23 protein-coding genes, 3 tRNA genes and 1 pseudogene are annotated in these 23,439 nt (G+C 51.5%); 10 read left to right on the plus strand and 17 right to left on the minus strand.

Annotated features, from left to right (window positions below; all coding sequences use genetic code 11):
* Positions 1-5: 5 nt before the first annotated feature.
* Positions 6-2,633, plus strand: coding sequence for a valine--tRNA ligase (gene valS / locus Q0L26_RS01620; RefSeq protein ID WP_296646489.1), 2,628 nt, complete (start codon positions 6-8; stop codon positions 2,631-2,633).
* Positions 2,634-2,691: 58 nt separating this feature from the next.
* Here valS and clpX read toward each other — a convergent pair whose 3' ends face one another.
* The 5 genes and pseudogenes from clpX to Q0L26_RS01645 form a co-directional block, all read right to left on the minus strand.
* Positions 2,692-3,969, minus strand: coding sequence for an ATP-dependent Clp protease ATP-binding subunit ClpX (clpX, locus tag Q0L26_RS01625; RefSeq protein WP_296646492.1), 1,278 nt, complete (start codon positions 3,967-3,969; stop codon positions 2,692-2,694).
* A 67-nt stretch (positions 3,970-4,036) separates the two neighbouring features.
* Positions 4,037-4,669 (minus strand): ATP-dependent Clp protease proteolytic subunit, encoded by a 633-nt coding sequence (locus Q0L26_RS01630; RefSeq protein WP_296646494.1) that lies wholly within the window; start codon positions 4,667-4,669, stop codon positions 4,037-4,039.
* Between the two features lie 15 nt (positions 4,670-4,684).
* Positions 4,685-5,266 (minus strand): ATP-dependent Clp protease proteolytic subunit, encoded by a 582-nt coding sequence (locus tag Q0L26_RS01635; protein WP_296646497.1) that lies wholly within the window; start codon positions 5,264-5,266, stop codon positions 4,685-4,687.
* Positions 5,267-5,439: 173 nt separating this feature from the next.
* Positions 5,440-6,723: pseudogene (tig, locus tag Q0L26_RS01640) on the minus strand (trigger factor); the annotation flags it as partial.
* Between the two features lie 91 nt (positions 6,724-6,814).
* Positions 6,815-6,890: transfer RNA gene (locus tag Q0L26_RS01645), tRNA-Pro, on the minus strand.
* A 99-nt stretch (positions 6,891-6,989) separates the two neighbouring features.
* Between Q0L26_RS01645 and Q0L26_RS01650 the strand changes: the two genes are divergently transcribed.
* Positions 6,990-7,063 (plus strand) — tRNA-Gly (locus tag Q0L26_RS01650).
* A 60-nt stretch (positions 7,064-7,123) separates the two neighbouring features.
* Here the strand turns inward: Q0L26_RS01650 and Q0L26_RS01655 are convergent.
* The 3 genes from Q0L26_RS01655 to Q0L26_RS01665 are packed head-to-tail and all read right to left on the minus strand — an operon-like array spanning position 7,124 to position 9,610.
* On the minus strand, positions 7,124-7,924 hold the full coding sequence (locus Q0L26_RS01655) for a DNA-formamidopyrimidine glycosylase family protein (protein WP_296646502.1): 801 nt from the start codon (positions 7,922-7,924) through the stop codon (positions 7,124-7,126).
* 3 nt (positions 7,925-7,927) lie between these two features.
* Positions 7,928-8,398, minus strand: a complete 471-nt coding sequence (locus Q0L26_RS01660; RefSeq protein WP_296646504.1) for a ribose-5-phosphate isomerase — start codon at positions 8,396-8,398, stop codon at positions 7,928-7,930.
* A 36-nt stretch (positions 8,399-8,434) separates the two neighbouring features.
* Positions 8,435-9,610 (minus strand): cation:proton antiporter, encoded by a 1,176-nt coding sequence (locus Q0L26_RS01665; RefSeq protein ID WP_296646507.1) that lies wholly within the window; start codon positions 9,608-9,610, stop codon positions 8,435-8,437.
* 72 nt (positions 9,611-9,682) lie between these two features.
* Between Q0L26_RS01665 and pepN the strand changes: the two genes are divergently transcribed.
* From pepN to Q0L26_RS01680, 3 genes are read left to right on the plus strand one after another with little or no spacing between them, the layout of a single operon-like run.
* The gene (gene pepN, locus Q0L26_RS01670) at positions 9,683-12,238 is read left to right on the plus strand and encodes an aminopeptidase N (protein ID WP_296646509.1); all 2,556 of its coding nucleotides are present in this window, start codon (positions 9,683-9,685) and stop codon (positions 12,236-12,238) included.
* 2 nt (positions 12,239-12,240) lie between these two features.
* Complete coding sequence (locus tag Q0L26_RS01675; protein ID WP_296646512.1) at positions 12,241-13,155, plus strand: mechanosensitive ion channel family protein; 915 nt, start codon at positions 12,241-12,243, stop codon at positions 13,153-13,155.
* A 53-nt stretch (positions 13,156-13,208) separates the two neighbouring features.
* Positions 13,209-13,604, plus strand: a complete 396-nt coding sequence (locus tag Q0L26_RS01680) for a globin (RefSeq protein WP_296646724.1) — start codon at positions 13,209-13,211, stop codon at positions 13,602-13,604.
* 3 nt (positions 13,605-13,607) lie between these two features.
* Here the strand turns inward: Q0L26_RS01680 and Q0L26_RS01685 are convergent, their stop codons facing one another.
* A complete protein-coding gene (locus tag Q0L26_RS01685; RefSeq protein ID WP_296646514.1) occupies positions 13,608-14,270 on the minus strand; it encodes a hypothetical protein in 663 nt (220 codons plus the stop codon).
* 93 nt (positions 14,271-14,363) lie between these two features.
* Here Q0L26_RS01685 and Q0L26_RS01690 point away from each other — a divergent pair, with 93 nt between their 5' ends.
* Complete coding sequence (locus Q0L26_RS01690) at positions 14,364-15,221, plus strand: acyl-CoA thioesterase II (protein ID WP_296646727.1); 858 nt, start codon at positions 14,364-14,366, stop codon at positions 15,219-15,221.
* A 60-nt stretch (positions 15,222-15,281) separates the two neighbouring features.
* Here Q0L26_RS01690 and ettA read toward each other — a convergent pair whose 3' ends face one another.
* The 3 genes from ettA to msrA all read right to left on the minus strand — a co-directional run bounded on the left by ettA (position 15,282) and on the right by msrA (position 18,289).
* The gene (ettA, locus tag Q0L26_RS01695) at positions 15,282-16,964 is read right to left on the minus strand and encodes an energy-dependent translational throttle protein EttA (RefSeq protein ID WP_296646516.1); all 1,683 of its coding nucleotides are present in this window, start codon (positions 16,962-16,964) and stop codon (positions 15,282-15,284) included.
* A 234-nt stretch (positions 16,965-17,198) separates the two neighbouring features.
* Positions 17,199-17,660 carry a single-stranded DNA-binding protein gene (locus Q0L26_RS01700; protein WP_296646520.1) on the minus strand — a complete coding sequence of 154 codons (462 nt, stop codon included), beginning with the start codon at positions 17,658-17,660 and terminating at the stop codon, positions 17,199-17,201.
* 104 nt (positions 17,661-17,764) lie between these two features.
* Positions 17,765-18,289: a peptide-methionine (S)-S-oxide reductase MsrA gene (msrA, locus tag Q0L26_RS01705; protein ID WP_296646523.1), complete on the minus strand. Its 525-nt coding sequence runs from the start codon at positions 18,287-18,289 to the stop codon at positions 17,765-17,767.
* Between the two features lie 22 nt (positions 18,290-18,311).
* Here msrA and mgrA point away from each other — a divergent pair, with 22 nt between their 5' ends.
* Positions 18,312-19,319 carry an L-glyceraldehyde 3-phosphate reductase gene (gene mgrA, locus Q0L26_RS01710; RefSeq protein WP_296646524.1) on the plus strand — a complete coding sequence of 336 codons (1,008 nt, stop codon included), beginning with the start codon at positions 18,312-18,314 and terminating at the stop codon, positions 19,317-19,319.
* A 12-nt stretch (positions 19,320-19,331) separates the two neighbouring features.
* Positions 19,332-19,724, plus strand: coding sequence for a thioredoxin domain-containing protein (locus Q0L26_RS01715; protein WP_296646527.1), 393 nt, complete (start codon positions 19,332-19,334; stop codon positions 19,722-19,724).
* A 59-nt stretch (positions 19,725-19,783) separates the two neighbouring features.
* Here the strand turns inward: Q0L26_RS01715 and Q0L26_RS01720 are convergent, their stop codons facing one another.
* The 3 genes from Q0L26_RS01720 to Q0L26_RS01730 are packed head-to-tail and all read right to left on the minus strand — an operon-like array spanning position 19,784 to position 21,918.
* The gene (locus Q0L26_RS01720; RefSeq protein ID WP_296646529.1) at positions 19,784-20,248 is read right to left on the minus strand and encodes a hypothetical protein; all 465 of its coding nucleotides are present in this window, start codon (positions 20,246-20,248) and stop codon (positions 19,784-19,786) included.
* 15 nt (positions 20,249-20,263) lie between these two features.
* Positions 20,264-21,391 (minus strand): hypothetical protein, encoded by a 1,128-nt coding sequence (locus tag Q0L26_RS01725; RefSeq protein WP_296646532.1) that lies wholly within the window; start codon positions 21,389-21,391, stop codon positions 20,264-20,266.
* 44 nt (positions 21,392-21,435) lie between these two features.
* Positions 21,436-21,918 carry a glutathione peroxidase gene (locus Q0L26_RS01730; RefSeq protein ID WP_296646534.1) on the minus strand — a complete coding sequence of 161 codons (483 nt, stop codon included), beginning with the start codon at positions 21,916-21,918 and terminating at the stop codon, positions 21,436-21,438.
* Positions 21,919-22,005: 87 nt separating this feature from the next.
* Here Q0L26_RS01730 and Q0L26_RS01735 point away from each other — a divergent pair, with 87 nt between their 5' ends.
* Together Q0L26_RS01735 and Q0L26_RS01740 are read left to right on the plus strand one after the other, a co-directional pair.
* Complete coding sequence (locus Q0L26_RS01735; RefSeq protein WP_296646535.1) at positions 22,006-22,596, plus strand: hypothetical protein; 591 nt, start codon at positions 22,006-22,008, stop codon at positions 22,594-22,596.
* Entirely contained in the window at positions 22,596-22,934 is a 339-nt protein-coding gene (locus tag Q0L26_RS01740; protein ID WP_296646537.1) for a DUF2752 domain-containing protein, read from the plus strand. The genes Q0L26_RS01735 and Q0L26_RS01740 overlap by 1 nt, the downstream gene beginning before the upstream one ends.
* Before the next feature lie 16 nt (positions 22,935-22,950).
* Here Q0L26_RS01740 and Q0L26_RS01745 read toward each other — a convergent pair whose 3' ends face one another.
* Positions 22,951-23,211, minus strand: a complete 261-nt coding sequence (locus Q0L26_RS01745; RefSeq protein ID WP_296646539.1) for a hypothetical protein — start codon at positions 23,209-23,211, stop codon at positions 22,951-22,953.
* A gap of 118 nt (positions 23,212-23,329) precedes the next feature.
* Positions 23,330-23,402, minus strand: a tRNA-Arg gene (locus tag Q0L26_RS01750).
* Positions 23,403-23,439: the final 37 nt, after the last annotated feature.

Consider the following 23,439-nt stretch of genomic DNA (forward strand, 5'->3'; position numbering starts at 1 on the left):
TCAGCGTGAATACTGCCCCAAACGGCTCATTAGCCAGCATCCTTGCCCCTGCGACCGCACCCGACAAGGTGGGAGTCGAAGGACTCGAGGACAAATGGGCACTTAAGTGGGAGCAAGACGGTGTCTACCGCTTTCGTCGCGAAGCAAGTCGAGGCGAGATTTATTCAATCGACACTCCCCCACCGACTGTCTCAGGTTCGCTTCACGTAGGCCACGTTTTTAGCTACACCCACACCGATGTTGTCGCTCGTTACAAGCGAATGATGGGCTTCGAGGTCTATTACCCAATGGGCTGGGATGACAACGGTTTGCCTACCGAACGACGAGTGCAGAACTTCTTCGGAGTTCGATGCGACCCATCTTTGCCTTACGTTGAAAACTTTGTCCCACCGTTTGAAGGTGGCGACAACAAGAGCGCGAAGGCCGCCGATCAAGTTCCGATTTCTCGTCGAAACTTCATCGAGCTTTGCGAAAAATTGACCACCGAGGACGAAAAGCAATTCGAGGCACTATGGCGTCGACTTGGCCTTTCAGTTGACTGGAACCAGACCTACCAGACCATCTCGCCGGCAGCGATTGCCGTTTCGCAAAAAGCATTCTTGAACAACCTTGCACGCGGCGAGGCCTATCAATCGATGGCACCAACTCTGTGGGACATCACCTTCAGAACTGCAGTGGCACAAGCCGAACTTGAAGACCGTGAGCAGCCTGGCGCCTATCACCGTCTTGGCTTTGACGGCCCAGACGGCAAGATTTTTATCGAGACCACCCGCCCTGAATTGCTTCCGGCTTGTGTTGCTCTGGTTGCCCACCCTGACGACGAGCGTTACCAAGGACTGTTTGGCAAGACTGTTAAAACTCCGCTGTTCGGTGTTGAAGTTCCGGTAGTTGCTCACCGCCTTGCACAGATTGACAAAGGCTCAGGCATCGCAATGATCTGTACCTTCGGCGATGTTACTGACGTAATTTGGTGGCGCGAGCTTGATCTACCAAACCGTGCAATTTTGGGCTGGGATGGCCGCATCATCGAAGAGATGCCAGAAGCAATCACATCTGACGCGGGTAAGGCTGCTTATTCAGAATTGGTTGGCAAGACTGTGTTCTCAGCCAAGCAGCGCGTGGTTGAACTGCTGAAAGAATCGGGTGACATGGTTGGCGAGCCAAAGCCAATTACGCACGATGTTAAGTTCTTTGAAAAAGGCGACAAGCCACTCGAGATCGTTTCAACCCGTCAGTGGTACATCCGCAACGGTGGGCGCGATGCAGCGCTTCGTGATCGACTAATCGCACTTGGCAAAGACCTCAACTTTGTTCCAGACTTCATGCGGGTTCGCTTCGAAAACTGGGTAAACGGTCTCACCGGTGACTGGTTGATCTCACGTCAGCGATTCTTTGGTGTACCAATTCCAGTTTGGTATTCACTAGATCAAAACGGCGAAGCCAACTTTGAAACTCCACTGGTGCCTTCGATTGAATCGCTACCGATTGACCCATCAACTGATGTGCCTGCAGGCTTCAGCGAAGCGCAACGCGGTGTACCAGGCGGCTTCGTCGGCGAGATGGACATCATGGACACCTGGGCTACTTCATCGCTAACCCCTCAACTTGCCGGCGGCTGGATCGAAGACCCAGAGAAGTTCGCAAAGGTTTACCCATATGACCTTCGCCCACAGGGCCAAGACATCATTCGAACCTGGTTGTTCTCAACCCTGTTGAGAGCAGAGCAAGAGCACGGCGAATTGCCATGGAAGAACGCGGCAATTTCGGGCTGGATTCTTGACCCAGACCGCAAGAAGATGTCTAAGTCAAAAGGCAATGTTGTCGTACCGGCTGAGCCAATTGACAATCACGGTGCCGATGCAGTTCGCTATTGGGCGGCTTCAGCCCGACTAGGCACCGATGCTGCGTTTGACGAAGGACAGATGAAGGTTGGTCGCCGTCTTGCTGTGAAGCTTCTAAACGCTGCCAAATTTGCCCTATCTTTCGAGGTTCCAGCTGGGGCAACCGAGGTTAGCGAACCGATTGACCAGGCAATGCTGCTGAGCCTTGCTGACGTGGTTAGGGGCGCTACCGAGGCTTTCGAAGCTTATGACCACACCAAGGCTCTAGAGCTTGCTGAAAAGTTCTTCTGGGGCTTTACCGACAATTACCTAGAGATAGTGAAAGATCGCGCCTATAACGCGAGTGGCGAATCAACCGCAGCTCAGCAAGCTTCTGCCGCGATTGCACTTCGCAAAGCACTTCACACGATGCTGCGACTCTTTGCTCCGTTCTTGCCCTTTGCCACGGATGAAGTCTGGGGCTGGTGGCAAACCGGTGCCGGCTCAATTCACCGAGCAGCCTGGCCAACCGCAGAAGAACTGACTGAAGGTTTGGATGCATCAAATCACGGCCTGTTGGAGCTTGCAGCAACCGCACTATTTGGTGTTCGCAAGGCTAAATCTGACGCCAAGGTTTCGATGAAAGCGGCAGTTGAATCTGCAGTGATTGAAGCACCGGCTGCCGTATTGACCAGCTTGCGTCTGATTGAAACTGACATCAAGGCTGTCGGCAGAATCGCCTCACTCGCCTACGCCGAAGGCGAAGAACTAGCGATGGTTGACGTCGTACTCGCTGAGGTAGTCGAAGGCTAATGAACCTAAAGAAGAAGCCGTCCGAAATCTATCGGACGGCTTCTTCTTTTAAGAATGATTAGGCTGATTTTGATTCGCGCGAACTTTTGAATGGTTCGATCTGCGGCTCAACGCCATCGACAACTACCCGCTTGGTAATGCGCACGATGCCTTGAACTTCGCTGCCAGGAATTTCAAACATAACCGGGCCAAGAATTTCTTCCATGATTGCACGCAGGCCGCGGGCTCCGGTTTCGCGAGCGACAGCTAGGTCGGCGATTGCTTCTAGTGAGTCTTTGTCAAAAGCCAACTCAAAACCATCAAGTTCAAACATGCGCTGGTACTGCTTGACCAGTGCGTTCTTTGGTTCGGTCAAAATCTGCATCAGTGCAACTTGATCAAGCGGGGTGACAGTCGCCAGAACCGGCAAACGCCCGATGAATTCTGGAATCAAGCCAAACTTGCGTAGATCTTCAGGCTGAACCTCGGTGAAAATCTCAACATTGTCAGACTTGCCCTGGATAGGCGAACCAAAGCCGATTCCTTTTTTGCCCGAGCGCGCCGAGATGATTTCTTCAAGCCCAGCGAAAGCACCCGCAACGATGAAAAGCACATTGGTGGTGTCTACCTGAATGAACTCTTGCTGAGGGTGCTTGCGGCCACCCTGAGGTGGAACCGAAGCGACAGTGCCTTCGAGAATCTTTAGTAGTGCCTGCTGAACGCCCTCGCCAGAAACATCACGGGTGATTGAAGGGTTCTCGGCTTTTCTCGAAATCTTGTCAATTTCGTCGATGTAGATGATGCCAGTTTCAGCACGCTTCACATCGAAATCAGCAGCCTGAAGCAACTTCAAAATGATGTTCTCAACATCTTCACCGACGTAACCGGCCTCGGTTAGAGCTGTGGCATCGGCCACAGCAAATGGAACGTTGAGACGCTTGGCCAAGGTCTGAGCCAAATAAGTCTTGCCACAACCGGTTGGGCCAATCATCAGAATGTTTGACTTGGCAATTTCGATTGCATCGTGCTCTTTGCCCGCCGCGGTTAAGGTACCGCGTGAACGAAGACGTTTGTAGTGGTTATAGACAGCCACCGCCAAGGCTTTTTTAGCCTGGTCTTGACCAATAACGTATTCGTCTAGAAAGCCCTTGATTTCTCGAGGCTTAGGCAGATCAATTTCTTCTACGCCTTCGGCAACTTCTGCACCGAGCTCTTCTTCAATGATTTCGTTGCATAGCTCGATGCACTCGTCGCAGATATAGACACCTGGACCAGCAATAAGCTTGCGAACCTGCTTTTGGCTCTTTCCGCAGAAAGAACACTTAAGTAGGTCACCCGATTCACTAAGCGAAGTCATGTAAAAACCTTATTCCCATTAACTGACAAAGCGGATGAGCCTCGCCCATCCGCTTTGAAAGAACTAATTACGCGTTTTTGCGTGAGGTTAGAACCTGGTCGATCAGACCAAACTCCAGCGCCTCAGGTGCAGTAAGAATCTTGTCGCGATCGATGTCTTTGCTAACTTCTGCAACAGTGCGCTTTGAGTGCTTGCTCAGAGTAGCCTCGAGCCATTCGCGAAGACGCATGATTTCACGGGCCTGAATCTCAATGTCTGAGGCCTGACCACGACCAGATTCGCCAGCAGACGGCTGGTGAATCAAAACACGCGCGTTAGGCAGTGCCAAGCGCTTGCCCGGGGCTCCCGCTGCCAACAGCACAGCAGCTGCAGAAGCAGCCTGGCCTAGGCACACGGTTTGAATCTGTGGGCGAATGTACTGCATGGTGTCGTAAATGGCTGTCATGGCAGTAAATGAACCACCAGGTGAGTTGATGTACATGGTGATGTCGCGGTCTGGGTCTTGAGATTCAAGAACTAGCAACTGCGCCATTATGTCATCAGCAGATGCGTCATCAACCTGAACACCTAGAAAGACAATGCGGTCTTCGAATAGCTTGTTGTATGGGTCTTGACGCTTGAAACCGTAAGAGGTTCGCTCTTCAAAAGTAGGCAGGATGTAGCGGGCATCCGGGCTCTGGAACAGGTTTGGGTTAGTCATAATTCTTCTCCGGCCTTAGTTCTTGCCAACGCCAGTTTGGCTGGCGGCGTACTTCTGGATGTGGTCAATGAAACCGTATTCGAGGGCCTCTTCAGCGCTAAACCAACGGTCGCGGTCACCATCGAGCATTACCTGCTCAACCGTTTTGCCAGTCTGCTCAGCGGTGATGGCTGCCAACTGGCGCTTCATTGACATGATCAATTGAGCCTGGGTCTGAATGTCTGAGGCTGTTCCGCCGAAACCGCCGTGCGGCTGGTGCAACAACACACGCGTGTTCGGGGTTGCGTAGCGCTTGCCCTTGGTGCCCGAAGACAACAAGAACTGCCCCATAGACGCACACATGCCGATACCGACGGTAACGATGTCATTAGGCACGTACTGCATGGTGTCATAAATTGCCATACCAGCGGTGATCGAACCACCAGGTGAGTTGATGTACAAGAAAATGTCTTTGGTTGAGTCTTCAGCAGCAAGCAAAAGAATTTTCGCGCAAATTTCGTTCGCCATGTCGTCGCGCACTTCGCTGCCAAGCCAAATGATGCGATCTTTTAGCAGGCGGTCGAAGGTACTGTTCGGGCCCTGTGGGTGCTCAGCCATTGAAGAACTCCTAAATCTTGTGGTTGCTTGTCAAAGATAACTGCCACGGATGCCAAAACACGGCGTTGTTCGCCAGTGGCTAAAGCGTGGCTAAAAAAGAAAGACCCGACCTGACGGTCGGGTCTTTCAGAAACTACTGATTAGTCGTGGTCGTGACCTGCGTGGTCGTCAGCTGCTTCAGCGTCTGACTTGGTGAATTCGCTTAGGTCTACAGCCTTGCCCTTTGAGTCGGTAACCTTTGCTGCCTCAAGCACAACTGAAAGTGCCTTGCGACGGCCAACCTCGGCTACGAACATTGGAACCTGGCCCTGCTCGCTAATTGCCTTGATGAAGTCGTTTGGAGCCATGCCGTACTGCTGTGAGCTCTGAACCAGGTACTGAATAAGCTCCTGCTCGCCAACCTTGATGTCTTCTTTCTCAGAAATAACGTCAAGAAGCATCTGAACCTTGAATGAGCGGATGCTCTGCTCTAGAACCTCGGCCCGGTGTGCGTCGTCTTCTAGACGGCCCTCACCCTCAAGGTGGCGGTTTACGTCACCCTGAACTAGCTCGTCAGAAACTGGAACGTCGATAAGCTCAAGCAGCTTGTCGGTAAGTAGGTCGCGAGCCTGGATTCCCTGACCGTAGCTCTTTGAGCGTTCGATCTGCTTCTCTAGGTCTGCCTTTAGCTCAGCGATGGTGTCGAACTCGCTAGCTAGCTGAGCAAATGCGTCGTCAGCCTTAGGTAGTTCGCGCTCTTTCACTGCAGTTAGCTTGACTGAAACCTCAGCCTCAACACCAGCCTTGTCGCCGCCAACAAGCTTTGACTTGAAGGTGGTCTCTTCGCCAGCAGTTAGGGTCTCTAGAGCCTCGTCGATGCCGTCAAGTAGGTTGCCTGAACCAATTTCGTAAGAAATGTTCTCAGCTGAGTCGATCTTGTTGCCGTCGATTTCTGCAGAAAGGTCGATGGTCACGAAGTCGCCAGACTTAGCGGCACGCTCAACGGTCTTTAGGCTTCCGAAGCGAGCACGAAGAGCATCTAGCTCCTTCTCGACTTCAGCCTTCTCTACCTTGATCTCGTCAACCTTTACTGAAAGACCCTTGTATTCCTTTAGGTCGATCTCTGGGCGAACCTCAACTTCGATCTCAACGATTAGGTTGCCTTCGAAAGTCTTCTCGTCTGGAGACTGCTTAACATCTGCAGAAGGCTGACCTAGAGGGCGAACGCCGGCCTCTTCAACTGCCTTGCGGTAGATGGTGTCTAGCCCATCGTTGATGGCATGTGCCAAAACTGCTGGGCGACCGATGCGCTGGTCAAGAATGGCTGCAGGGATCTTGCCCTTGCGGAAACCAGGGATGTTTACGGTCTCAGCGATGTGCTCGTAGGCGTGGTCGATGCTCGGGCGGAACTCCTCAGGAGTTACCTCAATGGTTAGCTTCGCGCGAGTTGGCTTGATGCGTTCTACTGCAGTTTTCAAGTGTTTCTCCTGATTTTGAAAATGGCCCGCCTCCGTTATGGAAGACGAGCCGGATTTATTTCAACGACCCAGAAGTGGCATCTGGACCTTTTGGTCGGGGTGACAGGACTCGAACCTGCGATATCCTGCTCCCAAAGCAGGCGCGCTAGCCACTACGCTACACCCCGGTGGTTTCAAGAAAAATTTCTTTCTCGTGAACAACCTCAGTAATACTAACCCATAGAATGGAGATGTTGCGCCGATTTCTCAAAATCGGTTCACAGCTTGCGGGCGTAGCTCAATGGTAGAGCCTCAGTCTTCCAAACTGATGGTGCGGGTTCGATTCCCGTCGCCCGCTCCAATTCGCAAGATACCAGCAAAACAAAGCCCTGCAGGGGCGTCATCCATGAATTTCACTTGGTTATTTTTGACAGCCTGCGCAAAAATAAAGTTTGCGACCAGCCATGATTTCAATCGAAATATTTGTGCCACAAACACGGCAAGGTAAGCCTTCGCGTTTATAGATGAAGTTTCGCTCTGACTTATTAGGTTTCTTGGTTCGCAGTTCATCTCGAGTAATCATGAAGCCTGTTTTTACGCCGATCTTGAGCAATTCGACGCTGTCACGCCAAATTTCAGTCAATTCATCTTTGGTCAGCTGATTGGCTGGTCGATGAGGGTCAATGCCAGCTCGAAAAAGAATTTCTGCCCGATAAACATTGCCGATGCCAGCAATCACGTCTTGATTCATGAGCAGCAAGCCGATAGCCGATTTGCTCGAGTTTGCCCTTTCGATAAATCGGTCACGTTCAACCCCGTGAGGGTCAGCGTTTAGTGGGTCTGGCCCAAGTTTTTGCTCGATTTTACGAGCCTCTTGCTTAGTAATTACTTCACAAACAGTTGGCCCGCGAAGATCGGCAAGCCAGGATAAATTGCTGAAACGCGCACGAACCTGACCAATAGGCTCGGGGTGAATCTCTGGAGCGACCTCGCGAAAGGCCCACTTTCCGTATATTCCCAAGTGAATTCTCAGGACCAAATCGTTTTCAAACCTCAGGAACAGCTGCTTGCCAACAGCTTTGGCCTTAACCAATTTGCGACCGGACACCAGTTTTGCTGATTCAGAAAACCTGCCCTGGGGTGAAGTTATGTCTAAAGGCGCGCCAGCGAAGTGGCGATTGAAATCATTCGCGTTCCGATGAACAATGTGCCCTTCAGGCATGATTTAGAGGATGTCGCCGGTCTGCTCGTAGGTAGCGATTTTTGCGATGCGGCGCTCGTGGCGGGCATCCTTGCTGAAAGGCTCGGCAATGAAAAGGTTGATCAAGTGAAGCACCTCATCTGGGCTGTGTTGTCTGGCACCAATTGCAATCACATTGGCATCGTTGTGTTCGCGAGCCAATTTTGCGGTTGATTCGTTCCAAGCCAAAGCCGCGCGAATGCCCTTGACCTTGTTCGCAGCGATTTGTTCACCGTTACCTGAGCCGCCAAGAACAATTCCAAGTGATTCAACCTGGGCTTGAGAGTCAGCAACCACCGCCAAGGCAGCATTGATGCAGAAAGAAGGGTAGTCATCAAGCGGGTCGTACGATGATGGCCCGTGATCAAAGACCTCGTGACCGAGCTTGGTCAATTCACGAATAAGAAAGTGGCTCAATTCAAGGCCGGCGTGGTCAGTGGCAATGTGAATTCGCATTGGTCTTCTCTCTAAAAACTATTGAGTCAATGATAACTAGCGCTCGAACTTGCTTCTAAAGAAGCGAAGGGCAATCGAGGCAGTAAGCGATGTGATGAGAACGTAGGTCCAGGTGAGTGCTTGAATCTGCCCACCAAAAGTCACCGATCCAGCAGCTAGAGCCGCAATAACGATCGAGAATTCACCCCTGGGAATCAGGAATGCACCGGCTCGCTTCCAGCTCATGTCGTCGGTCATGTCACGAGCAACCCACCAGCCGGTGAACATCTTTCCGGCAATTCCGACCACGGCCAGCAAGAGTGCAAGTGGTAAAACGGCTATGACTTCAGTGACCTGAATGCTTAGACCGAAGAACAAGAAGAAGATCGCTGCGAACAGGTCGCGAAGTGGCGAAAGTCGCAAACGGGCGGCATGGGCAACTTCACCGGTAAGCACGAGGCCGACTAAGAAGGCAGCAACTGCGCTCGAAAAACCAACCAATTCGGCAAGTCCAGCGGCGACCAAGGCAGCGCCGAAAACCGTCAACAACAAACCACCGGGGGCATCTTTGTTTAGAACCCTAGAGACTGCGCGTTGACCCTTGAAGCTGAACACCAAAGCTAGACCAGTCATCAACAACGCAACAGCGACTGACAAGAAACCTGCGATAGCACCAAGACCGGCAAGTATGGAGGTGAGCAGCGGCAAATAGGGTGCCAAAGACAAGTCTTCGGCGACCAGCACACTGGCAACGCGCTTCGAAAGCAGTGAACGCTGCCAACCGGTTTCTTTCATCATCTGCGCTGCAATACCTGAAGAAGATACGTAGGTGATACCCCCGAGAACGAGAGCGCCGATCCATCCCCATCCGAGGATTAGAGCAATCAAGGCACCAGGAACCGCATTTGAAAAGAAATCGATTGCGCCAACTGATTTTTTGGTGTTGAAAGCTTCAGCAAGTTCGGCACCCGAGTATTCAAGCCCAAGCATTAGCAGCAAAAGAATTGCGCCGATTTGAGCGCCGGTATTTAGAAAGTCTTCGCTAAGTGTTAGCGGAACGATGCTGCCCTGCCCCAGGGCCAGACCGGTGATGAGGTAGAAGGGAACAACCGAAATCTTGATTTTGACTGCGCCGAACGCCAAAATTCCCAGCACCAAAAGGGTTAGGCCAATCTCGAACAGGGTCAGGGACTGATCTGCAGTAGTTGCAATTGCTGTAAATAGTCCGCCCATCTCCCAATTATCCCACCGACTTTCGAGCGATTAGGCTTTATTAATCAACTAGAAACAATCAGAGAGCAGATTATGCCTGGAGAAAACCTCACCCGTATTGAAGCCCAACAGCGTGCAGAGTTGCTTGAGGTTGATCGCTATGAGATTGAGCTTGATCTAACCAGCTCTGAAACAACTTTCAGAACTAGCACTCGGGTATTTTTCAGTGCCAAATCTGCCGGCTCGAACACATTTATTGATGCCATCACCAACCAAGTGCACAGCGTCACCTTGAACGGCCGCGAACTTGACCCATCGGTGGTTTCAGATGGCGTTCGAATTCAACTTGATGACCTAGCGCTTAAAAACGAACTGCTAGTCGTAGCTGACGCGAACTACATGAACACTGGCGAAGGTTTGCACCGATTTGTTGACCCAGTTGATAACGAGGTTTACCTTTACAGCCAGTTTGAGGTGCCTGATTCACGTCGCGTCTACTCGGTATTTGAACAACCAAACCTGAAGGCTAATTTTCACTTCAGTGTGATCGCACCCGAGAACTGGAAAGTCGTTTCTAACCAAGCGGCAAGCAGTGTCGAAGGTCTATCAGAGGGCAAGGCTAAGTGGACTTTTGCACCAACTCCAAAAATTTCTAGCTACATCACGGCTCTCATCGCAGGCCCATACACTGAGGTTCGAAACGAACTGACTAGCACCGACGGAAGGATCATTCCGCTAGGTGTCTTCTGCCGTTCTTCACTTGCTGAGCACCTTGATGCTGACTATGTATTCGAAAAAACTCGACAGGGCTTTGCTTTCTTTGAATCTCAGTTCGACCAGCCGTACCCGTTCGACAAGTACGACCAGTTGTTCGTTCCTGAATTCAATGCTGGCGCCATGGAGAATGCCGGAGCTGTGACATTCACCGAGATGTATGTCTTTAGAGGTCAGGTCACCGATGCAATTCGTGAGCGTCGCGTGGTGACCATTCTGCACGAGTTGGCACACATGTGGTTTGGTGATTTAGTGACCATGAATTGGTGGAATGACCTGTGGTTGAACGAGTCATTTGCCGAATATGCCTCAACTTTGGCTACTGCCGAAGCCACCGAATGGCATGGCGCCTGGGTTACCTTTGCGGCTCTAGAAAAGTCTTGGGCATATCGCCAAGACCAGCTACCGTCAACCCACCCAATTGTTGCTGACATCAATGACCTAGCCGATGTTCAGGTGAACTTTGACGGAATTACCTACGCCAAGGGCGCATCTGTTTTGAAGCAGTTGGTTGCCTGGGTTGGCCAAGAAAAGTTCATGGCCGGCGTCGCCAGCTATTTCAAGAAGCACGCTTTCGGTAACACCGAACTAAATGACTTGTTGGTTGAACTTGAAGAACAATCAGGACGCGAGTTGCGTAGTTGGTCAAAACTTTGGCTTGAAACCGCTGGAGTTAACACTCTGCGCCCTCGCATCGAGGCTAACGATCAGGGCGTAATCACTGCATTTGCAATCGAGCAAACAGCAATTGCCGAACACCCGACTCTTCGCCCTCACCGAATGGCAATTGGTTTCTACAACCTGGTCGATTCAAAGCTGAGCCGCGTTCACCGCCTAGAACTTGATGTTGATGGCGCACTAACCGAAGTAAACGCGTTGGTTGGCCTTGAGCGCCCTGACCTCGTTCTGCTCAACGACGACGACCTGGCTTATGCCAAGATTCGACTCGACCAAGAGTCTTGGAAGTTTGCCATCGACAACCTGAGTAAATTTGACGATGCACTGGCTAGAACTCTCATTTGGGGTGCCGCTTGGGATGCGACTCGCGATGCTGAAGCCAGCCCACGCGAGTTCATCAAGCTAGTGCTAAACAACATTGGCAGCGAAACTGAATCAACCACCATGTTGACGCTTCTTCGTCAGTTACTGACAGCAGCGAATTTGTATGTCACTGAAGAAGCCAGAGCAGAAACTGTCAAGTCAATTGGCGCTGGGCTTCTCTCCTTGGCTCGCAATGCCGCGGCAGGTTCTGACGCGCAATTGCAATTCACTAAGTTCTTTGCGCAATTTGCACGCGGTGACGAGCAACTAGACGCGCTTCAGGCGATCATGGATGGCGTCGAACAGCTTGCTGGATTAAAGATTGACGCCGATTTGCGTTGGGACTTGCTTGGTGGCCTAGTGGTGGGCGGAAGAGCAAATTCTGCCCAAATTGATGCTGAATTGGAGCGCGATAACACTGCAAACGGGCAAAAAGCCGCCGCAGGGGTTCGTGCGGCACTCCCAACACTCGAAGACAAGAAAGCTGCTTGGCACCTGCTGACCGAAAAATCCGAGCTTTCAAACGCATTGGTTGATTCGGCCAGTTTGGGATTTGTTCGCGTTCCGCGTGCTGAGCTGCTCGAGCCATTTGTCGACACCTATTTTGCAAACGTGGTTCGAATCTGGAACAGCTACACATTCAAGATTGCCGAGTACTTGGTTGAAAACCTTTACCCAGCTCACCTAGCCAACGAAGAATTGGCAGCGAAGACCCGAGCAGCTATTGCAACCCCAGAAATTGCTGAGATTGCTGCACTTCGCCGCATCTTGGTTGAAGGCCTTTCAAATGTTGAGCGAGCCTTGGCAGCCCAGGCAAGAGACAGAAAGAACTAATCATGGAATTCTTGGCTGGAGCGTTTGACTGGTTCGACAGTTTTTGGCGTGACTGGAGCACTTTGATTCGAATTGTGCTCATCATTGTCGGCGCCCTAGTACTTCGAATTTTGCTCTTACTCTCAGTAAAGCGAGTAGTGAAAGGCGTAATAAGTGGTGCGCGAAAGTTCGGCGGCTCTAAGGTTGCCAGCGCCGCCACCTCTCCCCTAGATCAGGCCCGTGTTATTCAACGTGCCCACACAATGGGGTCAGTGCTCAGCAATTTCATCATCTGGAGCATCTACATCATTGGCATCACCATGGTGTTGGGTGAGCTGGGCGTTGCAGTGGGCGCATTGGTGGCTGGTGCCGGAATTCTCGGTGCAGCGCTTGGTTTTGGTGCCCAAAGCCTGGTTCGAGACCTAATTTCGGGTTTATTTATTGTTTTTGAAGACCAATACGGTGTCGGCGATTCGGTAGATCTTGGCCAAGCCACCGGAGTGGTTGAGAGCGTCGGACTTCGAGTAACTCAGGTTCGTGACTCAGCCGGAACCCTTTGGTATGTGCGCAACGGCGAGATTATTCGCGTTGGAAATTCTTCACAGGGATGGTCACGAGTGGTTCTGGATATTCCGCTCGACTATAAAGCTGATGTCGACAAGGCAACCAAGGCTATTGGTGATGCAGCAGCGAAGCTTGCCAAGAGCAAGGAATTCTCTGCAGATTTGATTGGTGCGCCTGAGGTTTGGGGCATAGAGGCACTAAGTGGCGAGCAGATTGTGATTCGACTAGCTCAGCAGGTATTGCCAACCAAACAAGACTCGACCGCACGCGCTCTGCGAGCAACCATCAAAAAGGCACTTGACTCGGCTGGCATTGAATTGGCCAACGGCTCACAGGCAATTTATGTCGAAGTTGCCGGTAAGGCAGTCAAATAGTGGCAAACGGTTTCGAAGAGGCCGCGAAGATTGAGCCTGTTCGCATCCGTGGCATAGACGGCCAAGATGTTGGCGGTAATTTCTTCGAGTTAGTTGGCGGAAGTGCCACCTTTGAGAAACTCGCAAAGAAGTTTTATGAAGGCATTGCCGCCGACGAGGTTTTGAAGCCGATGTATCCGGCTGAAGACCTAGATGGCGCAACCCGTCGCCTGCAGCTGTTCCTTGAACAGTACTGGGGTGGGCCAACCACCTATCAAGAAGAGCGCGGGCACCCACGCCTTAGAATGCGGCACAACCCTTACAAAATTAACCAGGATGCTCGCCAGCGCTGGCTGAACTGCATGGAAGCAGCTGTTGACTCTCTGTCGTTGCCACCGCTTCAAAAAGCCGAGATGTGGGCATACTTCGACCGAGCTGCAACCTCGATGCTCAACACCTTTGAAGACTAGTTTTTAAAACTTAGTAGCCGCTTTAGCCAAAACATGCCCGTGGGCACTGCTCAGCCTTACCCAACCCTCAGCCTCATAAAGGCCAACCTCTTCGTTTTCGGTAAGAAAACCAAGGCCAGCGGCAGCGAAAGCTGCACCGGTTGGCACTTTTGTTTCAAGGTCGATGCCTCGACCCCAAATTTCACCACGGATGCGCGCGGCAATTGGGCCACCAACTGATTCAGGGAGTGAAGCAGCTACTTCGGCAATGCCATCTCTAGCGATTTGAGTAAGTCGAGTTTCATTGATTGTTCCGGCTGCCTGCCAACCCTGGCGGGGTGGCGAAATTCCCGCCCAAGGAGCCCGCTGAGTATCGACGAGCTGAATCTTGAATTCCTTGGTTTCTGAATCTCCAAGTAGTCGGGCCAGTCGCTCTAAAACAGCAGAGATTGGAACCAGAACGTCAATTTCGGCTGGTCGATCTAGTTCACAGGTGCGTAGACCAAGCACTGTTGGTCCGCCATCCATGAGGCTGCCGGCAAAGATTGGTGCGACATAAGCAGCCAAGACCGAACCGAAAGCACGCAAACGCACCAAACCCTCAGGGTCAAGTCGCTTGGCGCGGGTCAAAAACGATTGAAGGTCAGCTGCGGTCTGCTCATCAGCAAGGAAAAACGGGTTAATCATGTCCTGTCTAAACTAACTTGTGTAGGCCTAAGTTGCCTACAAGAGGAGATGAAAGTCTTGAACGCTTTGATTCCAGACAATCCGCTAGCCGAGATGATCGCGACTCTTGATTTGAGTGATGCAAATGGTGCTCAAACCAAAGAGGACATCTTCACCGGGCCGAGTCAATGGATGCCCCATGGTCGAGTATTTGGCGGGCAGGTACTTGCACAGAGCCTGGTTGCAGCAACCCGAACAGTTGAGGGTCGACCAGTTCATTCTCTCCACGGATACTTTCTGCGACCTGGTGACATCAACCTTCCGATTACCTTTTCTGTTGACCGATTGCGAGACGGGCGTTCGTTTAGCACGCGAAGAGTGCAGGCTTATCAAAAGGGTGAGCCGATCTTCTCGATGATTGCGTCTTTTCAAGATGAAGACCCCGGCCTAAATCACCAGGATGAATTTCCGAAGGACATTCCAGCTCCTGCAACGCTTCCGAGTGCTGCCGAGCTTATTGGAGACAACCCACACCCGGTCGCTCAATACTGGGCGAAAGCAAGGCCTTTCGACATGCGCCATGTAGGTTCACCGATTTATTTCAAGGTTGAGGGCAAGCCGGTCGCGCATCAGGCGGTTTGGCTCAAGGCTTTGGGAGACCTTCCGGCTGATGATGCCCTGCACACGGCCGCTTTGGCTTATGCCAGCGACTATTCAATTCTCGAAAGCATTTATCGAGCGCACGGAATCGCCTGGGCTCACCCGGGTCTTAAGTCAGCGAGCCTTGACCATGCCATGTGGTTTCATCGCCAGGCACGAGTAGACCAGTGGATGCTTTATGTTCAAGAGTCACCAAGCGCCCAGGGCGGTAGAGGTCTGGCACTTGGTCGTATTTTCAGCCAGGATGGCGTTCTGTTAGCAACCGTTGCCCAAGAGGGAATGGTTAGAGTTCCCGAACTGAAAAGCGAATAACGCACAAAAAATCCCCCTGCCAACAGCAGGGGGATTTTCTATCGAACTCTGTGTCGCGAGTTAGTCGCGAGTTAGTCGACGATAGGTAGAACGATGCGGCTTTGCCGCGTCGGCACCCAAGCGTGCAATCTTGTTCTCTTCGTAGGCCTCGAAGTTTCCTTCGAACCAGTACCACTGGTCAGGCTTGTCGTCGTTGCCCTCATAGGCAAGGATGTGTGAAGCCACTCGGTCTAGGAACCAACGGTCGTGAGTGATAACCACGGCACAACCAGGGAACTGGAGAAGCGCATTCTCAAGTGAACCAAGGGTTTCAACATCCAGGTCGTTTGTAGGTTCGTCGAGTAGCAACAGGTTGCCACCCTCTTTTAGAGTCAAGGCCAGGTTGAGTCGGTTGCGCTCACCACCAGATAGAACGCCAGCAGGTTTCTGCTGATCTGGGCCCTTGAAACCAAACGCTGCCACATAGGCACGTGACGGCATTTCTTGATTGCCGACCTGAATGTAGTCGAGACCACCTGAAACGACCTCCCACAGGGACTTCTCTGGGTCGATGCCTCCACGAGACTGGTCAACGTATGAGATCTTTACGGTCTCGCCGACCTTGAGGTCGCCGCCGTCAAGTTTCTCAAGCCCAACGATGGTCTTGAACAAGGTTGACTTACCAACACCGTTTGGACCAATAACACCAACGATGCCGTTGCGAGGAAGACTGAAAGACAGGCCGTTGATGAGTGAACGTCCGTCGAAGCCCTTCTGTAGGTTTTTCGCCTCGATAACGATGTCGCCAAGACGAGGACCCATTGGAATTTGGATCTCTTCAAAGTCGAGCTTTCTGGTGCGGTCAGCCTCAGCCGCCATCTCTTCGTATTTAGCCAAACGCGCCTTTGACTTTGTCTGACGAGCTTTTGGAGAAGAGCGAACCCAGTCGAGTTCTTCAGAGAGGCGCTTCGCAAGCTTGGCGTCTTTTTTACCCTGAACTTCTAACCGTTCGCGCTTCTTCTCAAGATAGGTCGAGTAGTTGCCCTCATAAGGGTAGGCGCGGCCGCGGTCTAGCTCGAGAATCCACTCGGCCACGTTGTCTAGAAAGTAACGGTCGTGGGTAACAGCAAGAACTGCACCAGGATACTTAGCCAAGTGCTGCTCTAGCCAAAGCACAGATTCAGCATCAAGGTGGTTAGTTGGCTCATCTAGAAGTAGCAAATCTGGCTTCTCGAGCAACAACTTGCAGAGAGCAACTCGGCGACGCTCACCACCAGAAAGGTTGGTAACCAGGGTGTCACCCGGCGGGCAACGAAGTGCATCCATGGCCTGTTCGAGCTGAGAGTCTAAGTCCCAGGCGTCGAGGTGGTCGATTTGCTCTTGAAGCACACCCATCTCTTCTAGAAGAGCATCGAAATCTGCATCAGGCTCTGCCATCAAAGCTGAAATTTCGTTGAAGCGGTCTAGCTTTTGCTTGGTCTCTTTAACAGCAAGCTCAACGTTGCCAAGCACGGTAAGACTCTCGTCTAGCGGTGGCTCCTGCATGAGGATGCCAACGGTGTGCTCTGGGCTAAGTCGGGCTTCACCATTGCTTGGGGTGTCGAGCCCAGCCATGATTTTTAGAACTGTGGATTTACCAGCACCGTTTGGCCCTACGACACCGATCTTTGCGCCTGGCAAGAAGGCCAGAGTGACGTCGTCAAGAATTACTTTGTCGCCGTGCGCTTTGCGCGCTTTGATCATCTGATAGATGAATTCAGCCATGTGAATGGTCTCTTTCGATAAGTACGCAGCTCTCGCGGGCGCCTTATGAAAATGGCGCCCTCCAAATCTTGGGCTTGCTTGGGTATAAGTTTACCCGACCAATAATGGCTTCTGATGAGCCTGTAATGCATGCCTAGATTTGAAGGGCGCCGTTGCCTCCCGAGGGGTGGGAGGGTTAAGTGCTGGGCCAAGGGTTGAGGGGGTCGCTACTTGACCCAGCGGTCTAGTGGCTTATTACTTTGCCTTGATTTTTGCAGCGGGCGCAGTGGCAACAAGATCGGTTGACTCGAACTCTTCTTCAAAGTTAGAGTCAGTGTCTGTTGGCTCGGTTTCTCGAACCAAAACGGTGCGGGTGAACACAGAGCTACCCCATGCAAGATCGTGCCCCATCGAATCGGCTTCAACTTCAACTGAAGTACCTGCTCGTTCACCGTTATCCCAGTCGCGAACACGCAACTTTCCGGTTACTGAAACGCGGTCGCCTTTATTGACCGAACCGGCCGAATTGATCGCTAGCTGTCGAAAACTTGTGATGGTGAACCAATTTGTTTCGCCGTCGATCCATTTGTTTTGAGCGCGATCAAATCTTCGACTAGAAGATGCCAGTCGAAACGAGGTAATTGGCAGGCCATCTTGGGTGACCAGGTGGCGAGGTGTAGTCGCAACCAAACCCGCGACCGAAAGAGTTTCTGACATTTGATGCCTTTCTCGATTTCACCGAAAACCCTTGCTTTCGGTTCTGAATCGAGTTTGCCCACCTGCCGGCAGCGAAATCCTTGAATCTTAAAAACTGTGGAGAACTAAGCCTTTAAATAGCTTGTGAATGCAGAACGAATCTTCGCCATTTTCGGTGCGACCACCGCGTTGCAGTAACCCTGAAATGGGTTTTTAGCGAAGAAGTCTTGGTGGTACTCCTCGCCAACCCAGAAAGCCGACGATGGCTCAATTGCAGTCACGATGTGGTCTCCCCAAATCAATTTCGCACGCTCGAAAGCTTCTTCAAATTGCGCCTTCTGGATTTCATCCTGGTAAAACATCACCGAACGATACTGAGTGCCAATGTCATTGCCCTGGCGATTCAACTGGGTTGGGTCGTGCATGGTGAAGAACATGTCCAGAATCACATTTGGCGAAATTATTGCCTCGTCGAAAATGACCTCGGCAATTTCAACATGCCCGGTGGAACCAGAGCACACGGCTTCGTAGCCAGGATTTTCACTCGGGCCACCCATGTAGCCGACGACCACGTCAGAAACACCGGCAACCTGCATGTAAGCACTGTCGAGACACCAAAAACAACCGCCACCGAGATAAAAACTAGTCATGGTCCTAGCCTAGGCTTTACACATGAGCTATCAAGCAGCCAATAATCGCTATGAATCAATGCCTTATCGTCGCTGTGGCAAGAGCGGGCTCAAACTGCCCGAACTTTCACTTGGTCTATGGCACAACTTTGGCACCAATGATTCGATGTCTAACCAGCGAGCAATATTGCGTCGCGCCTTTGATTTGGGCATCACCCACTTTGACCTAGCTAATAACTACGGCCCAAAGCCTGGCTCTGCCGAAGAGAATTTTGGCATTCACATGGAGCGCGACTTCAAGCCCTTCCGCGACGAACTAATTATTTCTACCAAGGCTGGCTATGACATGTGGGCGGGCCCATACGGCGAGTGGGGTTCACGCAAATACCTGCTTGCCTCGCTCGACCAGAGCCTGAAGCGCATGGGTCTTGATTATGTCGACATCTTTTATTCTCACCGTTTCGACCCGAACACTCCCCTAGAAGAAACTATGGGTGCCCTCGCACATGCGGTTCATTCGGGCAAGGCGCTTTATGCCGGAATCTCTTCTTACGACGCTCAACAAACCCGCGAAGCCAAGGCCATCCTTGAAAGCAAGGGTGTGCCGCTTCTGATTCACCAACCTCGGTATTCAATGTTTGATCGCACGGCTGAGCAGTCACTTTTTGACACCCTAGGAATCGAGGGCATTGGTTCAATCGTGTTCTCACCTCTAGCCCAGGGGCTGCTGAGCGATAGATACCTGACTGGCAAAATTCCTAAGGGCTCACGCGCGTCTAAGCAGCACTTTTTGCAGCCATCAAATATCACGGATGAATACCTCGTTCACGCAAATGCCCTAAATCAAATTGCCAAGGATCGTGGCCAGACACTTAGCCAGCTGGCATTGAGCTGGGTGCTGCGCCAGCCGACGGTCACTTCTGCCCTAATCGGTGTCAGTAGCGTTACCCAGCTGGAACAAAACGTTGCAACTTTGAGTTCACCAAAGTTGAGTATGCAAGAGATTGCAGCAATCGAGCCCCACGCCATACACGGCTTGGGAATGAAATAGAAAGTTAGAACCATGGCAACTATCGAACTTGGCGCATCGACCTTTGGTGACACAGTCGTAAAAGAAGGCATCACCATCGTAGATTTTTGGGCAGAATGGTGCGGCCCGTGTCGCCAGTTCGCTCCAATATTTGAAGAGGCCTCAACCAAGCACCCAGAAATCACCTTCGGCAAGGTAGATACCGAAGCCGAGAAGCAGCTGGCGGGCGAAGCGGGCATCAGCTCTATTCCAACCCTTATGGTATTTCGCGACGGAATTCTGCTTTACAACCGGCCAGGCGCACTCCCAGGCGCTGCGCTTGAAGAGTTGATTGCCGCAGTTGAAGGCCTAGACATGGATGAAATTCGCAAAGAGGTAGAAGCCCAGGGCGGCGAGCTCGGCGACGTTTCTGAAGTCAACGAATAAAACTTAAATGTTTGTGCCCCGGTCAATACGACCGGGGCACAAACATTTAACTCAGAACGCTATTCGGCTACGTGTACACCGTGAATCGAACGATCAGTGTGCCTAGCCTTGAGTTCAAGCCAAACCGATATTAGAAACAGCGGCAGTAGCAAATCGGTAGCCACAAAAATTGGGTAGTCAAGCAGATATCCCGTGTACCAGACACCATCACGAATAAACAGGCTCACGTGGTTGATGATCAAGGCGATAGGCCAAGTTAGGGCAATCACCGGTAGCAATCGAATTACCGAATACTTGCCCATCGCATACATGGCAAAAATCACTAAAGGTCCGTTAGCAATAAGCAACCAACCGGCTGTGGTCAAAGTGAGAATCGTGCTGCGAACCGGTTCTCCGTTGGCAAAGGGGCTGAATAGAAAAAAGTCTGGGTAGGTAGCAACCACCAGCCAGAAAAGGCTTGAGATGAAGATTCCGAGGGTAGCCACGACAGCTCTCGTGGTGTTGGGAATCGGTAGGTTAGACATTTTTCTCCTGAGTTCCTATGGGTAATCGCAAACAACAATCCAACGGCTTCCGGCAAGGTTATGCCAGCCATAAACGCCGGTTCCGGCTTGACCCGGAACCTGGCAAATGCCGCCGATGATTGGTTCGAAATTTTGAATTGGCGCTACATAAATGACGCCTTGTGATGAATCTTGGGTAACCACGAACCCGAGTTGAACGATTCGACCGTTGGTAGGTCGAACGTTAGTTAGTTGACCTGTACCGTTTAGGTAAAGCGGTGCACCTGGGCTCCACTGCGAGGTGTCTAATTCGTGAACCAAACCGTAGGTGGTTACGTAGCCATTTTCACCCGTTAGTACATCTTCGGTGAGTACCCCAATTACACCGGTAGCCCCTGTAACTGAATTATTGTCAGCGTGTTCCACTGTGATGCGACCACCACTAGAGCCGGTCACACGAACAGCGCGACCATTTAGCAAGGTTGATCCGGTGATGTTTTTAACCAACTGCACCGACTCTTGACCGATTTGAAGAGTTACAGCTCCATCTTTGAGCTGTAGATTCGCGGTTCCATCTGCGTCGTTCCAGGTGATGCGACCTGGGGCCTCTGGAGCATCGACGCTGGTGTCAAACTGCAGGTAGCCGAGTGCGCCGAGGCGATCAATCTGATCAAGATTGAGGCTGAGTGTCTGAGTTTCAGCGTCATAAATCAAAGGTGCGGTAGCGGAAACAACCCCGGTTGGCCCCTGTGGGCCGGTTAGACCAATTGGCCCCTGAATTCCTTGGATGCCCTGTTCACCGATTGGGCCTTGATCTCCGACTGGTCCTTGCGCTCCGGCGGCGCCATCCTGGCCGTTTGCACCATCTTGGCCATCAACACCGTCTGAACCATTTGCGCCAGCGGCACCTTGATCACCTGAAGCTCCAGCAGGCCCCATTGGTCCGGTCAAGCCAGTTGCGCCTCTTGGGCCAGGTTCGCCTTGGGGTCCGGCTGCTCCGGTTTCACCGGTGTCACCCTTTGGCCCGGCAACGAGCGTGCTGCCGAGTTGCTCGGTAATGTGAGCAAACCCAGTCAGAGAGGTTGTCATCAGGCCAGCATTGACGAGGGTTAACGCAGCAGCAGTTACTAGAACTGCATTCGCACCCAAATTTGAAAATCGCAAGTTACCTCCCCCGGCTAGAAAATTAGTCTAAATCGCGAGAGCAACTAACTGGGTAGATTCGCTTCGATTAGGGCAACAATTTCTTCATCATCTGGTTTGGTGGTTGGCCTGAATCTATGCACTTCGCCGTTAGGCAGAATCAAGAACTTCTCAAAGTTCCACAACACTGGTCCAGCCAAACCAGAGTGATCTTTAGTTTTGACTAATTCTTTGTAGAGCGCGTGCCGATTGCGGCCATTCACCTTGATTTTCTCGGTCATCGGAAAGGTCACACCCCAAGTGGTTGAGCAAAACTCAGCAATTTCATCACTGCTACTCAGCTCTTGCATGAACTGGTTCGATGGCATTCCTAAAACGTTAAAACCTCGTGATTGATACTTCTCCTGTAGCGCCTCCAGAGCGCCATACTGAGGAGTCAAGCCACATCTAGATGCAACGTTCACAACCAGCGTGACTTTGCCTGAAAACTCTTTTAGCGATCGAGATGTGCCATCCAGCATTACAACTTCAAACTTAGAAATGTCCATGTGAGGTGCAACCTAATCTTTTCTGGCTTATTCCAATAGGGTGAAGTTAAGACACCACAATAGCTAGCCAAAACGAAGCAGGACCAATTGAAAAATAACAAAGGTAAGCTTCTGGGCATTATGGCTGGGGTGCTGGTCTTCCTTTCGGTCACGGTTTTTGCTGCGCTCCAATCACAGAACCCAACTGCGCTACCAACTTCGAGCGAGAGCCCAAATGCTGTTGCATCTGCAAGTTCAAGCACCAGCCCAAGCGCTAGCGAAAGCCCATCTTCGCCTGCACCCTCACCAAGCAGATCTGCTACAAAGCGGCCCACACCTAATTCATCGACAAAAACATTTGTGAGTGAAAATCGCATCCTGGTTTCGTCGATGCACAGCATCTTGGATGAAATGGTTGAGCGCGCGTTAAACGAACAAATGGACATCTTGATGTCTAAAAATGATGAACTTCGAACCAAATTCGAAAAACTTGAATCCGCCACACCACCAGCATCGATTTCGACCCGCTGGAGAGATCAACTTTCAAGAACTTCAAATGAGATTTCTGATCTGCGATTCGCCTCAATTGAATACACCAATGCGCGAATTGGAGTTGATGAATTTCTCAGCAACTTTGCTCCGTTGCGAATTGAATTGGTGGCCCTTGACGCCCTGCTCGATGAGGCGGTAGCCAAGTAGTGTCGGCTTCATCGACGGTGGTGACCAAAGCATCGATTGGCGCAGCCGGCCTGGGATACCTGCTGCTTGTTCCAGATGCTCTCTGGTGGAAGTGCCCTGTTCACCTAACCACCGGCTGGCTGTGCCCAGGATGCGGAGGTCAAAGGTGGCTGTTTGCAATTCTGCAAGGAGACTTCGCTGCCGCCTGGCAAGCGAATCAATTCTTGTTCGCGGCACCGGCTTTGATCGCAATCGGTTTTCTATTGCAACGCGCAAGAATCGCAAATCGCTGGAAGGTCAGTTACCTAACCTGCATCGCAGTTTTGACTCTTGCCTTCACGGTTTATCGCAACGCTTAGGCGCCAAAATTAACCACTAGTTGCGAGGAAAGTCCTCAGGGTGGTTTTTGAAAAATGCATTAAAAACATTGAATGCCGTAATTAGTGCCGCCGGCAGGAGCGCGAAGAAGGGCACCAGCGAAATGGTGAGATACACCATCGGATCAGTGGTTTCATCGATAAAAACCATCGAGATGCCTAAAAGCGTCAGGAACAGCAGGCCCCCCATCCAAGCGAAGAATGCCCAAAAGGTTTTTGGTGATTCTTTTCTAACAGTTCGCCATACTTTTTTAGTCAAAGCTTCACGCTCGGCCCCGCGGGTGTAAACGTGATTTGACGTCCAAAACATGATGATCTCTAAGGCACGTGGTGGCTGCATTCTGAATCCCCTCAATCAGACGACGACGTTTATTGCGCGCCCTCGGTAGGAATCGAACCTACGACCAAGAGATTAGAAGGCTCTTGCTCTATCCACTGAGCTACGAGGGCATGCCCAACAAAGGGCAAATGCCAGTCTACAAGAGCA

The organism is Rhodoluna sp. (assembly GCF_024641065.1).
Taxonomy (GTDB): Bacteria; Actinomycetota; Actinomycetes; order Actinomycetales; family Microbacteriaceae; genus Rhodoluna.